12 protein-coding genes are annotated in these 13,042 nt (G+C 69.3%); 2 read left to right on the top strand and 10 right to left on the bottom strand.

The features are described from left to right. Positions 1-13: 13 nt before the first annotated feature. The 3 genes from nadD to ACIQM3_RS14590 form a co-directional block, all read right to left on the bottom strand. A complete protein-coding gene (nadD, locus tag ACIQM3_RS14600; RefSeq protein WP_401623675.1) occupies positions 14-631 on the bottom strand; it encodes a nicotinate-nucleotide adenylyltransferase in 618 nt (205 codons plus the stop codon). A gap of 38 nt (positions 632-669) precedes the next feature. Next, positions 670-831, bottom strand: a complete 162-nt coding sequence (locus ACIQM3_RS14595; protein ID WP_164493695.1) for a hypothetical protein — start codon at positions 829-831, stop codon at positions 670-672. A gap of 84 nt (positions 832-915) precedes the next feature. After that, a complete protein-coding gene (locus tag ACIQM3_RS14590) occupies positions 916-1,068 on the bottom strand; it encodes a hypothetical protein (RefSeq protein WP_187355734.1) in 153 nt (50 codons plus the stop codon). 111 nt (positions 1,069-1,179) lie between these two features. On the opposite strand from ACIQM3_RS14590, the gene ACIQM3_RS14585 reads away from it, so the two are divergent. After that, positions 1,180-2,334, top strand: coding sequence for a M48 family metallopeptidase (locus ACIQM3_RS14585; RefSeq protein WP_401623673.1), 1,155 nt, complete (start codon positions 1,180-1,182; stop codon positions 2,332-2,334). On the opposite strand, the gene ACIQM3_RS14580 is transcribed toward ACIQM3_RS14585, so the two are convergent. From ACIQM3_RS14580 to proB, 5 genes are all read right to left on the bottom strand, one after another. Next, positions 2,267-3,388: a hypothetical protein gene (locus tag ACIQM3_RS14580; RefSeq protein ID WP_401623671.1), complete on the bottom strand. Its 1,122-nt coding sequence runs from the start codon at positions 3,386-3,388 to the stop codon at positions 2,267-2,269. The two genes, ACIQM3_RS14585 and ACIQM3_RS14580, sit on opposite strands and share 68 nt — an antisense overlap. A gap of 322 nt (positions 3,389-3,710) precedes the next feature. After that, the gene (locus ACIQM3_RS14575) at positions 3,711-4,307 is read right to left on the bottom strand and encodes a hypothetical protein (RefSeq protein WP_401623669.1); all 597 of its coding nucleotides are present in this window, start codon (positions 4,305-4,307) and stop codon (positions 3,711-3,713) included. Positions 4,308-4,382: 75 nt separating this feature from the next. Further along, entirely contained in the window at positions 4,383-5,666 is a 1,284-nt protein-coding gene (locus ACIQM3_RS14570) for a glutamate-5-semialdehyde dehydrogenase (protein ID WP_401623667.1), read from the bottom strand. 98 nt (positions 5,667-5,764) lie between these two features. After that, complete coding sequence (locus ACIQM3_RS14565) at positions 5,765-6,250, bottom strand: hypothetical protein (protein ID WP_401623665.1); 486 nt, start codon at positions 6,248-6,250, stop codon at positions 5,765-5,767. A 130-nt stretch (positions 6,251-6,380) separates the two neighbouring features. Continuing rightward, entirely contained in the window at positions 6,381-7,499 is a 1,119-nt protein-coding gene (proB, locus tag ACIQM3_RS14560; RefSeq protein ID WP_401623663.1) for a glutamate 5-kinase, read from the bottom strand. 317 nt (positions 7,500-7,816) lie between these two features. Here proB and ACIQM3_RS14555 point away from each other — a divergent pair, with 317 nt between their 5' ends. After that, positions 7,817-9,241 (top strand): polysaccharide pyruvyl transferase family protein, encoded by a 1,425-nt coding sequence (locus ACIQM3_RS14555; protein WP_401623661.1) that lies wholly within the window; start codon positions 7,817-7,819, stop codon positions 9,239-9,241. Between the two features lie 30 nt (positions 9,242-9,271). Here the strand turns inward: ACIQM3_RS14555 and ACIQM3_RS14550 are convergent, their stop codons facing one another. Next, positions 9,272-10,501, bottom strand: a complete 1,230-nt coding sequence (locus tag ACIQM3_RS14550; protein WP_401623659.1) for a glycosyltransferase family 2 protein — start codon at positions 10,499-10,501, stop codon at positions 9,272-9,274. 255 nt (positions 10,502-10,756) lie between these two features. Further along, positions 10,757-12,859 (bottom strand): hypothetical protein, encoded by a 2,103-nt coding sequence (locus ACIQM3_RS14545; RefSeq protein WP_401623657.1) that lies wholly within the window; start codon positions 12,857-12,859, stop codon positions 10,757-10,759. Between the last annotated feature and the right edge of the window lie 183 nt (positions 12,860-13,042).

Here is a 13,042-nt window from a genome sequence, read left to right as displayed (position 1 = left end):
CCCTCTCCGTGGCTCATTCGCCGCGGTACAGCTGGCGCTTGTCGATGTAGCGGACGACACCGTCCGGCACGAGGTACCAGACAGGCTCGCCCTGCGCGACCCTGGCACGGCAGCCCGTGGACGAGATCGCCAGCGCGGGCACCTCCATCAGCGAGACGCCGCCCTCGGGCAGCCCGTCGTCCGTCAGCAGATGCCCCGGCCGGGTCACGCCGATGAAATGGGAGAGCGAGAAGAGCTCCTCGGCGTCCCGCCAGGTCAGGATCTGGGACAGGGCGTCGGCGCCGGTGATGAAGAAGAGGTCCGCGTCGCCGTGGACCGCGCGCAGGTCCCGCAGCGTATCGATCGTGTACGTCGGTCCGCCGCGGTCGATGTCGCTGCGGCTGACCGAGAACTGCGGGTTGGACGCCGTCGCGATGACCGTCATCAGATAACGGTCCTCGGCCGGCGAGACCTGCTTGTGGCTCTTCTGCCAGGGCTGCCCGGTCGGGACGAAGACCACCTCGTCGAGGTGGAAGTGGGCCGCCACTTCGCTCGCCGCCACCAGGTGTCCGTGATGGATCGGGTCGAAGGTCCCGCCCATCACGCCGATTCGGCGCTTGCCGCGTCCGGTAGGCACTTCCTGCTCTCCCATGCGTGCAGACCCTACTGGCACAGCTGTTCGCCTCTGCCTCAGCGGTCTCGGTTGAAGCGGGTGGTGATCCACAGCAGGAGCAGCAGCACGAAGAGCGCGCCGCCACCGGTGAGGTACGGGCTGAGGCTTTCGTGGTTACCACCCTGCTCGCCTTCGGAGGCGAGGGTGACCAGCTGGTGCGCGGTGCTCGAGAGGCTCATCTTCTGCAGGACCTATCCATCGGGAATCAGGAGGGAGACGTCGCGCACATCGTATGCGGGCGCCACGGGCACGCTCACGCCGACTCAGTCGTTGTTGTCGTCGTTGCGGTATCCACGCAGGAGGAACCAGGCGAGCAGGGCGGCGCCGACGAGCGACACGAGCAGCACGATCCGGAGCGTGTTGCCCGGTCCCTGGTCCTCGGACACGGCGGCAAGCATGACGGCGGTGTGCGGCATTCCGGGCGCTCCTCAAAGTTATCCACAGCCCCCCGCACACCGTAGCGCCAGCGCATACGCTGGCTTTTGCCAGGGGGACGAGCAACGTCTCGTACGAACAGGGGGCCATCCATGACCGACGCCAGTCACGAGAGCGTGCCGAGCAGGCACCGCAAGCGATTCCCGGACATTTCCTCGCGGGCCTACGAGCATCCGGCGGACCGCTCGGCCCTGGTGGCCCTGCGCAAGCTGAGCGGTTTCGACACCGTGTTCAAGGCGCTGAGCGGCCTCCTGCCCGAGCGCAGTCTGCGGCTGCTCTTCCTCTCGGACTCCGTCCGGGTGAGCGACGCCCAGTTCACGCATCTCAACGACATGCTGCGGGACGCGTGTTACATCCTGGACCTCAAGAAGGTCCCGCCGATGTATGTGAATCAGGACCCGCAGCCCAACGCCATGTGCATCGGCCTCGACGAGCCGATCATCGTGGTGACGACCGGACTGGTGGAGCTGCTCGACGAGGAGGAGATGCGGGCCGTCGTCGGCCACGAGGTGGGCCATGCCCTTTCCGGCCACTCGGTGTACCGCACGATATTGCTCTTCCTCACCAATCTGGCGCTCAAGGTGGCGTGGATCCCGCTCGGCAATGTCGCGATCATGGCGATCGTGACCGCGCTGCGCGAGTGGTTCCGCAAGTCGGAGCTGTCCGCCGACCGCGCCGGACTGCTGGTGGGACAGGATCTGCGTGCCTCGATGCGCGGGCTGATGAAGATCGCCGGCGGTAATCATCTTCACGAGATGAATGTGGACGCCTTCCTGGCCCAGGCCGACGAGTACGAGAAGGGCGGCGACCTGCGCGACTCCGTGCTCAAGATCCTCAATGTGCTGCCCCGGACGCATCCGTTCACCACCGTCCGCGCGGCCGAGCTGAAGAAGTGGTCGGAGACCCGCGACTTCCAGCGCATCATGGACGGCCATTACCCCAAGCGCGACGAGGACAAGGACACCTCGGTGACGGACTCCTTCCGTGAGTCCGCGTCGCACTACGCCGACACGGTGCGCACCAGCAAGGACCCGCTGATGAAGCTGGTCGGTGACATCGCGGGCGGTGCGGGCGACCTCGGCGGCAAGCTGCGGGACAAATTCACCGGAGCCGGAGCCGGAGCCGGCAGCGGGGGCGCCGGTGGTGGCGCGGGCAAGGGCGGCGCTCCGGCCTCGGACGCTACGGACGGCTCCGAGGGGACCTGGCGACGCCCGGATCCCGAAGAGGGCTCTGGGTCGGGGAGCTGACGGCCAGCGTGCCGCAGAGCGCCGCCGCGGGCACACCCGTGGCATAGGGGTCGGTGCCTGCGGGCCCCCGGGTGTCCGCCCGCTCGCCCGCGAGCAGCGGACGCAGCGCTCCCGTCGTATCGGCCGAGCACGACTGCGGGCCGGCCTGGACATAGGCGCTGCGGACCTCCAGCCGGTGCAGCCGGATGTCCTCGCGGTCGAGCAGGAAGTGCAGGACGCGGCGCACGGTGAAGAGTGAGGCTCCGTCGGCCCGGTGCGGACCGGACACGGCGGGCCGCAGCGCGTAGGTGAAGGTGTGGTCGGACACCACCTCCAGGGTGTCCGCCCCCGCTTCCGCGTAGGAGAGGGTGCCCTGGACCCTGACGTCGGAGTCGGCCAGTTCCACCTCGGCCGGGTCGAAGCGCACCAGCCAGCCGGTCGCACTGTGCTCGCCGTCGTCAGCCGGTGAGTCCACGCTCCGGTCGAACTGCGCCGTCTGGTCCGGGTCGAGCAGCCGGCCGACCGGCCTCACGACCCCCGCGGTGAGTACGTCGGGGTCGAGGGAGGAGCCCACCAGGTAGTCCTTCACCGTGGTCAGGGCCATGGTGACCTGGCTGTCCGAGAAGTTCTTCGTCCGCCGGACCGACGGGAAGTTGATGCCCGCGGCGCCCGTCCGGTGCCCGGCGGCCGGGCCGTCGGCGAGGAGCGACTCGGCGACCCCTCCGGGTACGGGGCTTCGGGGGGCGAGCGGGATCACCGTGGTCCGGAGGGGTTCGGCGCGCCTGCCGACGGGCGCCGGGTAGGGGTTGCGGAAGCCGAAGTAGACGGCGGTGGCGAATGCCAGCGCGACCAGTACGACGAGAGCGATACCCGCCCTGGAGCGGTGCCGGCGTGCGGGCCGGCCAGGGAGGGAGCGTACGGCGCGCGCATGGTCACCCATGCGCTCCTGGGCGGAGAACTCCTGCAGCCGGGCAGCACGGATGAACGATTCGTCGAAGACGAGTGAGCGGTACTCGTCCTCCCCGCCCGGGGGGTTCTCGGGCGGCCCTTCCGGCGGTTCTCCGCGGCCTGTCATGACTTCTCCCGATCTCCGCGCCACCGGCGGGGCTGGCGCTGGGGTCCTCCTCAGCCGCTTGGCGTCGGGCGGACCTGTCCGTCACGGGTTCGACACATGGACACGTGACTTGCCCTCTTCCCGGGGACGGGGACGGGAGGAGGGGTCACAAGGTCATACCTTCAGATTGGGTCGATCCTCATCAAGGTAAACGCCCCGCAGGTGGGAGCGCAGGTGGAGCGCCGCCGGGAGGGCGGCCGTTGGCAGCTTCACCGGGGCGGGCGCGCGGGTGTCACACCGTCGGACAGGGTTCGCCGTCCGGCGGGAGCGGAGGGAGCACGGCTCAGGGGGTGCGGGGAACGGCCGGGACAGCGGGGCGGGAGTAGTCGGCCGAGGCCGAGGGGGCCACGCCCGGCTTGTCGACGCCGCTGTTCGCCGGCGGCACCTGGTCCTGCCGACTGGCCGCGGCCCCGCGGTACACAGCGCTGAAGGCCAGCGCCACCATCCCGATCCCCATCATCAGGGCGAGCAGCCAGGCGACCGGCCGGTGCCAGCGCGACGTACCCCGGTAAGGGCGCAGGGAGCCGCCGTGACGCCCGTAGGGGCCGTTGTCGTCCTCGTAGAGGCCATCGGGGTCATCGGGGTCGTGGAGGCCGCCGAAGGCCCTCTCGCGGCCGTACGCACCGTCCGGGCCGTAACCGTCGTCGTAGAGGTCGTCGTCCACGGCTCCGCCACCGGAGCGCGCCCTGCTGGCCTCGGCTTCGGCGCGGGCCTGCGCGGCGGCCAGCAGGCGTTCGACCGCGGTGGGTTCGTGGATCTCGGCGGACCGGACGAAGTCCTCGTCGAACACCACGGAGGCGAAGTCCTCGTCCGCGCCCCCGCGGTCGTCGTCGGGCTCCCAGCCGTCCGGGAACGGCCTGCCCCCCACGTCGTCCGGCACAGCTTCAGCGTAGCCCCGGCGGGGCGATTTGGGCAGGGAGCCCGCAAATCCGCCCGCCCCGCCCGGGGCCCCGGGCTAACGGATGTGGCCGTCGCCGGTGACGATGTACTTCGTGGACGTCAGCTCCGGCAGTCCCATCGGCCCCCGGGCGTGCAGCTTCTGCGTGGAGATGCCGATCTCGGCGCCGAATCCGAACTGGCCGCCGTCCGTGAAGCGCGTGGACGCGTTCACGGCGACCGTCGTGGAATCGACCAACTGGGTGAACCGGCGGGCCGCGGCCTGCGAGGTGGTGACGATCGCCTCGGTGTGGCCGGAGGACCAGAGCCGGATGTGCGCCACGGCGGACTCCAGCGACTCCACGACCGCGGCCGCGATGTCGTACGAGAGGTATTCGGTCTCCCAGTCCTCCGGAGTCGCCGCCACGACGGTGGCCTTGGACCCCTCGGCGTACGCGAGCACCCGCTCGTCCCCGTGCACCGTGACCCCGGCCTCGGCCAGCGCGTCCAGGGCGAGGGGCAGGAAGTCCGCGGCGACGTCCTTGTGGACCAGGAGGGTCTCGGCGGCGTTGCAGACGCTCGGCCGCTGCGCCTTGGAGTTGACCAGGATCTCCACGGCCATGGCCAGATCGGTCTGGGCGTCGACGTACACGTGGCAGTTGCCGGTGCCCGTCTCGATGACGGGCACCGTCGACTCCTCCACGACCGTGCGGATCAGGGAGGCACCGCCGCGCGGGATCAGTACGTCGACGAGGCCGCGGGCCCTCATCAGCTCGCGGACCGAGTCGCGGTTCTCGCCCGGGACGAGCTGCACCGCGTCCGCCGGGAGGCCGGACCCGCCCACCGCGTCACGGAGCACCCGCACGAGAGCGGTGTTCGAGGCGTACGCCGAAGAGGATCCACGCAGCAGCACCGCGTTCCCCGACTTCAGGCAGAGCGCGGCGGCGTCGACCGTCACATTGGGCCGGGCCTCGTAGATGATGCCTACCACTCCGAGCGGCACCCGCACCTGGCGCAGATCGATCCCGTTGGGAAGGGTGGAGCCCCGGACCACTTCTCCGACCGGGTCGGGCAGCGCCGCCACGTCACGTGCGTCGGCGGCGATCGCGCGGATGCGCTCCGGCGTGAGCGTGAGCCGGTCGACGACCGACTCGCTCGTCCCGGCCTCCCGGGCCTTCGCGACGTCCTCGGCGTTGGCCTCGACGATCTCGCTGGTGCGCACCTCGAGGGCGTCCGCGATCGCCAGCAGGGCGTCGTCCTTCGCCGCGCGCGGGAGTGGCGCGATGTCGTCGGCGGCGGCGCGTGCCCGGTAGGCGGCCTGGGCGACCGGGGACATGTTGTCGTACGGCGAAAGCGTGGTCATGCCCGCAGGGTAGTGCGCACACTGCGGGCATCCGTCACGTATCCCGTGATGCGAGACAGGCGTATCAGCGCCCGTACACCCGGTCCGGCACGCCCCCGTCAGTACGGGTGCACCCCGACGGGGGCGGCCGGGGGCGGTCCGTAGCCCTCGGCGATGCGCAGGTGGTAGGTCTCCCGGTCGATGACCTCCAGGCCGACGATCTCCCAGGGCGGGAGCTTCGCGCTGGACCGGTGTTCACCCCACAGCCGCAGCGCCACCGCCGCGGCGTCGTGGAGGTCGCGGGCCTCTTCCCAGTAGCGGATCTCCGCGTGGTCGTTGGCATACCGGCTGGTCAGCAGGAACGGGTGATCGTGCGCCAGCTGTTCCAGTCCGCGTCTGACCTCCTTCAGCGGTGTCTCACCGCCGGAGACGCTGAGGGTGATGTGCCACAGCTTGGAGCGGGTCAGCTCCTCGTCCGTCACCACCGGTTCCTGCTCGATGGTCTGGTCCGTGGGCATGCCGACGAAGTCGGCTCCCGCTCCGACGCTGGTCAGGGCACGGCTGCCCGTTCCGCGGGGCAGCGCCCCCGGGCGCGCTCGTCTCACCGGCGGCCTCCTGTGAATGTGTAGCTGTGCCGACCCCTCTGTGTCCCCGTGACAAAGTTGACCAGCCCGGGGCCTGGTGTGGGGCGCTTTTCGTGAAGGTCTCCGCCCGAAGGCTGGACTTTCAGCCGTTTCAGGGGGCCGGGCGGGGCGTGAGGACGACGAGATCGTCCCTGTGTACGACTTCCCGCTCGTAGGCCGGGCCCAGCTCGCGCGCGAGGTCGCGGGTCGACCGGCCGAGCAGCTGCGGGATCTCCTTGGCGTCGAAGTTGACCAGCCCGCGGGCGACGGCCCGGCCGGCCGGGTCCCGCAGCTCGACGGGGTCCCCCGCGGAGAACTCGCCCTCGACCCCGGAGATCCCGGCGGGGAGCAGGGACGTGCGGCGCTCGACGACGGCGCGCACGGCTCCGTCGTCGAGCACGAGGGCGCCCCGCGGTGTCGAGGCATGGGCCAGCCAGAGCAGCCGGTCGGCCGAGCGGCGCCCGGTGCGGTGGAAGTACGTGCCGGTGTCACGCCCGCCGAGGGCGTCGGCGACGTGGCTCGCCGAGGTGAGGACGACCGGGATCCCGGCGGCGGTGGCGATCCGGGCCGCCTCCACCTTGGTGACCATGCCTCCGGTGCCGACACCCGCCTTGCCCGCGCTGCCGATGGTGACGCCTTCCAGGTCGGCCGGCCCGCTCACCTCCGCGATGCGGGAGGTGCCCGGCCTGCTCGGGTCCCCGTCGTAGAGGCCGTCGACGTCGGACAGGAGGACGAGCAGATCCGCGTGGACCAGGTGGGCGACGAGCGCGGCGAGCCGGTCGTTGTCCCCGAACCGGATCTCGTCGGTGGCGACCGTGTCGTTCTCGTTGACGACGGGGAACGCGCCCATCTCCAGGAGCTGGTCGAGCGTGCTGTAGGCATTGCGGTAGTGGGCGCGCCGGCTGGTGTCGTCCGAGGTCAGCAGTACCTGCCCCACCCGTACGCCGTAACGGGCGAAGGACGCGGTGTAGCGGGCGACGAGGAGCCCCTGGCCGACACTGGCCGCGGCCTGCTGGCGGGCCAGGTCCTTGGGCCTGCGGACGAGCCCGAGGGGCGCGAGGCCGGCCGCGATGGCGCCGCTGGAGACGAGCACGATCTCGCGCTCCCCGCCGCTCCTGACCTTGGCGAGGACGTCGACGAGCGCGTCCACCCGATCGGCGTCAAGCCCTCCTGCCGCTGTGGTGAGCGAGGAGGAGCCGACCTTGACGACGACCCGGCGGGCGTCGGTCACACCGGGCCTGCGCCCCCTGCCGCCCCCGGAGGGTGTGCGGAGAGCGCCTTCGGCCTCCCTCGCCGCGCCTTCGGGCTCCCTTGCCGCGCCTTCGGATTCCCTTGCCCCTGACACGTACGCCCGTCCCCATCACGTCGTCCTGCTCGGTTCTCCTCAATCTACGCGAGGGTGCGGGGTCGCACCGTGCCGTCTCAGCTGCTGTCACCGGACGGACGTCGCTACACAGACCGACGACTCCGGGTCACTCACCGACATGCCCCCGAATGGAGTCATTTACGTAATCTCCACCGGCCGTCCATCGGGCTACCCTCTATTACGTGACAGATGAACCGACCCGCCAGAGGCGCATTCTTCTCAGATCGGGTAAAAGCCCCTTCGATGTAGCTTCGCTCGAACAGTCCCTCGACAGAGACGTCTTCGCGACCAACGCGGGCAATCTGATCTTCAGTGATGCGGCCCACAAGATCCTGACAACTCCCCGCGCAGAGGTCTTCTCGAACGGCATCCGCACGGACCCGTCCGCGGCCGCCCGCATAAACGAGGAGTTCGACGTATTCGTCGTGCCCCTGGCGAACGCTTTCCGCCCGACCTTCGAGCGGCCGTTGAAGCGGATGACACAGCTGATCAAGAAGCTGCGCATCCCCGTCGTCGTCCTCGGTGTCGGGGCGCAGGCCGACCTCACGTACGACGCCTCCCGGCTCAAGGCGATGGAGCCGACGGTCCGGGAGTTCGTCACCGAGGTGCTCAACCGCAGCGCCTCCATCGGCGTGCGGGGCGAGTTCACCGAGCAGTACCTCAAGGACATGGGGTTCCGGGACGTCGAGGTCATCGGCTGCCCCTCCATGTTCATGAACGGCGAGACGTTCACGCTCGAGAAGAAGTCGGAGTCGCTCACGGCGGGGTCCCGCATCTCGGTGAACGGATCGCACAGCGCCGTCCGATCGCACGGCCTCGACGCCATCATCCGTCAGGCCCACAAGCGCTACCCGAACCTGCGGTTCATCGGGCAGAACCTCCTCGAGGCCGAGCTGCTCCACTGGCGGGAGACGTCGAACCCGATCGGCGCCCAGACCTCGATGCCGACCCACCCGTCCCACCCGATGTACCGCGAGGGCAAGGTCCGGCTCTACGTCGACCCGGCCACCTGGATCGAGGAGCTGCGCGCGTTCGACTTCTCGTTCGGCTCGCGCATCCACGGGAACATCGCGGCGCTGCTGGCCGGCGTCCCGAGCACCGTGCTCTGCAGCGACTCGCGGACCCTGGAACTCTGCCGCTACTTCGGCATTCCGCACCGCAAGATCTCCGAGACGCCCAAGGACATCGACCCCGCCGAGCTGTACGAGGCGGCGGACTTCGGCGAACTGGTGAACGGCCACAAGGAACGCTTCCTCCGCTTCACCGGCTTCATGGAGAAGAACGGCCTGGAGAACACCTTCCACCACGGCGACAGAGGGAAGGCGTTCGACGCGCAGATGTCCAAGCTCGCCCTTCCGCCGGCCGTCCGGCCGTGGACGGAATCCGACCCCGACACGCTGAGCGGCCGTTTCAGCTGGATGCAGAGCCGGATGGACGAGTTGACCGCGCAGAACGCCCAGTTGCGCAGTCAACTCGAGAAGAAGGCGGGCCCGGTCAGCATCAAGGTGCAGGCGGGCGAAGGGACCGCCGCGTGGCCGTCCGCCTACCGGCGCGCACGGCGCGTGGTGGGGCGCCCGGTCCGGAGACTGCTGCGCCCGGAGCAGTAGAAAGAATCTCGCTGCCGTGCCGCGCCCGCCTCAGACCTTGTGAGCACGGCGCGGCAAGTGCAGTCCGGCGGACCGGGCCGTCCTGCGCGCCTTGCCTGCCAGCCGCCGGAGGAAGACGGCAGTGGACTGACGCCCCGGCACATCGACCCGCTTCCGGCCGATCCACTCGGGCACGGTCAGCTCGTACGCCGATAGCGGCAACTCTGCGGTCCCGCCGAAGTGCGGGTAGACCAGGTACAGTCGGCCCCGGAGCCCCTTACGGACCGGACGGGGCTCCTTCTTGTCCCGCATGAACTGCAGGATGTCCAGAAGCAGATCCAGTCGGCCCTGCGAGACACAGAGCAGCCGGAGCCGCTCATTCACCTTGAGTCGACGCCCCAGACCCGGTGACCAGTAGCTCTCCAGCAGCGGAGCCGCCAGCTCCATCTTCTTATTACGCACCTCGTCGGACTGCCGCAGAAGAGCGGGCCCGAACTGCGGAAGCAGGGTGATGACGAATGGCCGGACCATCAGGACGTCCCGCTTCGGCCCTGGCGGAACATGCGTGGCGATGAGTTCCATCAGAGCGCGGGCGGAGTCGAAGCGCAGAACGTAACTGCCGCTCTTGGTGACGTGTTTGCCGTCGTCCCGGCCCACGAGGTAGTAGCAGGTGTAATCGGCCACGACGGAGACGCCGTTGCCCCGCAGATACGCCTCCATGGTGAAGAGCGCGTCCTCACCCGTCTTGAGCTCCTCGTCGAACCGCATCCCGAGCCGCTCCAGAAGGTCCCGCCGGAACAGCTTCTGGGCGCTCAGAGTGAATTTGATGTTGGAGGAGTAGAGATCGGCCCGCTCGACCGTCTGCTTCCACATCGACTTGGCCGCACCGCGGTTGACGCCGACGACCTTCCCGAGCACCACATCAGTGCCGGCCCGGTCGCCCATCGCGACCATCCGCTCCAGGGCCTCCTCGCCGAAGTAGTCGTCCGCGTCGAGAAAGAAGACGTACCGGCCACGGGCCAGACCGAGCCCCACATTGCGAGGGCCGCTGGGGCCGCCGGAGTTCTCCTGGCGGACGACGCGCATATCGATGGAGGTCCGGGCGGCGAACTCCTCCAGGTACTCCCCGGTGCCGTCGGTGGACCCGTCGTCGACGGCCACGATCTCCATGCGCGCGGCCGGAAGCGTCTGCGCTTCGACGGACTCCAGGCAACGGATCAGGTAGGGCATCGCTTCGTAGGCGCCGATGACGACGGTCACATCTGGTGCGGTGGTGCTCATCTCTCCCCGGTTCAAGCATAAACGTATCAACTAGGAGAAACGATAGAACGACGGTATATGCCCCGTTCTGTGCACGGACACGCCGAACGGCCCGTACGTTCCCTCCCTGAGGAGAAGACGGACGGGCCGTTGCGGAGGTTGCGTCGCGAATCGGACGTCTTTCGAACAACTGGATGTCAGTCGGATTACACCCGGCTGTGGGCTCCGGATCCGGCCGACCGCTTCACTCCCTCGCGGTCGGCCGGTCCTGGTCGGTCAGTGGACCGCCGAAGGCCCTGCGCCGATCGCCGGGGGGGTGTCCGGGGCGGAGGCGGCGTCGGGATCGACAGCAGCCTCGACCTCTGCCGCGATCTCCACCGCGCCGTCCCCGACACCGCTGGATGCCGCCTCGGGGTCGGGCAGCGGGGCGGGCTGCTGCCCGCCGATGCGCTGCGCGACGCCCGCGTTGCGGGCCTCCGCCTTGGCCGCGAGCGCCTGTACCGCAGCGTTGAACTGCTCCATGGAGGTCGGCTCGTCCGGGCCCAGCAGGTAGGTCTTCAGCTCGTGGCGGGCCTCGGCCATCGGGTCCGCCGCCGGATCGGCGACGGCGCGCAGCAACTCGTCGATCTCCTCCGCGCTGTTGGAGAGGATGACGGCCGCCCGTACAGCGGTGTTCTGGCGCTTGAACTCCTCCGCACCGAGCTCCGCCGAGTCCGTGACCGCGTACGGCTTGCCACTCGCGATGAAGTCGGACACCACACTGGAGATGTCCGAAACCATGGCGTCGGACTGGTTGAAGCAGTCGTACAGCTTCGGCTGGGCGCCGGTCACCGTCTTGTGCTCCCACCAGCCGAAGGAACGCCAGTAGGCGTCGTTCCACTCGGTCCGGAGAGTGGTGATCTCGGCCTGTCGCGCCGGGTCGGCGAGCGCGACCCGCGACTCCTCCGACTCGTCGCCACCGGCTCGGCCGGGCTTCGCCAGTTCTGCCAGACGGGCCTCGATGCGGGTCAGTTCCGCCTTGGCCGCGCTCCGCCCGGCGGCGCCCTCTGAGGCCTTCTTCGCCCAGCGCGGGTCAGCGGCCCGCTCCTGCGCGGACTTGGCGACCAGGGCCTTGATCCGGGCGTTCACGGCCTTCGCCTTGGGGCTGCGGATACCGGTGAACGGGTGCGGCTTGTAGATGACCCGGACGGGGCTGTCCGCCTTCAGCAGCCGACGGACGATGTTCTCACCGGCCAGCAGCAGCGAGGTGTTGCCCGGGTTGTCGTCCCAGCCCTCCCAGGTCGGGGCGTACAGGACCGTCGGAATGGGGTTCTTCGTGGTGCCGGTCCAGCTCTGGATCGGAGCCAGCTGCGGCCGTCCGACTTCGACGATGTCCTCGTCACGGATACCGACATCGGCCAAGGCGTAGCGGTCGCGTCCCGCGCGGCCCGCCGTCCACACCTCGTCGTACACCTTGGAGTACGGGTTGACGCTGGCCAGCTTGTCGCTGTCACCGTGGCCGATGAACACGTGCTTCATCGTCGGTACGCGCAGCATGTGGATGTTCTTGCCGACGTTGGCCGGGTACAGGCAGACACGGACCGTGGAGAGGTCCAGATTCATGAGGTGGGTACCGGCGGGCACGCAGACCACGGGCACCGAGGTGTCCGCGAGCTGCGCGACCAGGTTGCGCTCGCGCATGACGATCAGCGGGCGTCCCTCGACGGCGGCCATGGTGTCGAGCCACATGTTCCCCTGGTACGCGGACTCGCTCGAGCCGGAGAAGTAGAGCACGACGGTCGGCTGGTACTCGCCCAGCCAGGTGTCCAGGGCCTTGAGCACCGCCGGGGCCGACGGCGCCCGTCGGCTGCGCCGCAGATACGGGATGAGCAGGGCGTTGTAGCCGACGGCCAGCAACAGCGTCACACCGGCACCGATGTAACCGATGAAGTCCTCGCCCGTGCCTGCGGCGATCAGCACACCGGCCACCGCGGGGAGGTCGAGGTGCAGCATCTTCTCGCTGGCACGGCGCAGCAGCGCGCGGGGCGGGGCGTCCGGGATGCGGACGGCGTGCAGGTCGACGTTGCGGGTGACGATCGGCATGCTGCGCCGCAGCCGGATCAGCGTCGTCAGCGCGCCGTGCGGGGCCTGCAGACCGTAGAAGAGGAGGAAGCACGCGACTGCCGCATAGAAGAGCGGCTCCTCGGCGAGGTCCAGCCGGGCCAGCAGCAGGATGATCATCAGCTGGCGGAGCAGGAAGCGGATGGGCAGTCCCGCCCGCACTTTGCCGAGCCGGTTGATCAGATAGCTGCCGCGGTGGTGCAGATACCAGTCCGCGATGTACGTGACAGCCGTGGCCGCCGCGAAGAACCAGATATCGGGCAGAAGAGCGGCGATCATGACGCAGGGATAGCCCAACGTCATCAGTATTGCTGCCAACAGTTCTGCCCGGCTGCCCACACGGGCCAGGCGAATGGCTGTCGAAATCACGAAGAACCTGCTCCAGGGGGTGCCGGTTGTTTCACGTATAGAGGGAAATGTGAAGATTCGGCTTCACGCACTCGGGCCTCTGGATTCACCTTT

Source organism: Streptomyces sp. NPDC091271, assembly GCF_044757505.1.
GTDB lineage: Bacteria > Actinomycetota > Actinomycetes > Streptomycetales > Streptomycetaceae > Streptomyces.
Note: the sequence above shows the minus strand (reverse complement) of the source record. Positions and strands in the feature narration are given on the sequence as shown.

Excerpts from the sequence above, each read along its gene's own strand:
- ACIQM3_RS14550 (WP_401623659.1), bottom strand. The coding sequence starts at position 10,501 with ATGAGCACCACCGCACCAGATGTGACCGTCGTCATCGGCGCCTACGAA.
- ACIQM3_RS14585 (WP_401623673.1), top strand. The coding sequence starts at position 1,180 with ATGACCGACGCCAGTCACGAGAGCGTGCCGAGCAGGCACCGCAAGCGA.
- ACIQM3_RS14590 (WP_187355734.1), bottom strand. The coding sequence starts at position 1,068 with ATGCCGCACACCGCCGTCATGCTTGCCGCCGTGTCCGAGGACCAGGGA.
- nadD (WP_401623675.1), bottom strand. The coding sequence starts at position 631 with ATGGGAGAGCAGGAAGTGCCTACCGGACGCGGCAAGCGCCGAATCGGC.
- ACIQM3_RS14595 (WP_164493695.1), bottom strand. The coding sequence starts at position 831 with ATGAGCCTCTCGAGCACCGCGCACCAGCTGGTCACCCTCGCCTCCGAA.
- ACIQM3_RS14580 (WP_401623671.1), bottom strand. The coding sequence starts at position 3,388 with ATGACAGGCCGCGGAGAACCGCCGGAAGGGCCGCCCGAGAACCCCCCG.
- ACIQM3_RS14570 (WP_401623667.1), bottom strand. The coding sequence starts at position 5,666 with ATGACCACGCTTTCGCCGTACGACAACATGTCCCCGGTCGCCCAGGCC.
- ACIQM3_RS14545 (WP_401623657.1), bottom strand. The coding sequence starts at position 12,859 with ATGATCGCCGCTCTTCTGCCCGATATCTGGTTCTTCGCGGCGGCCACG.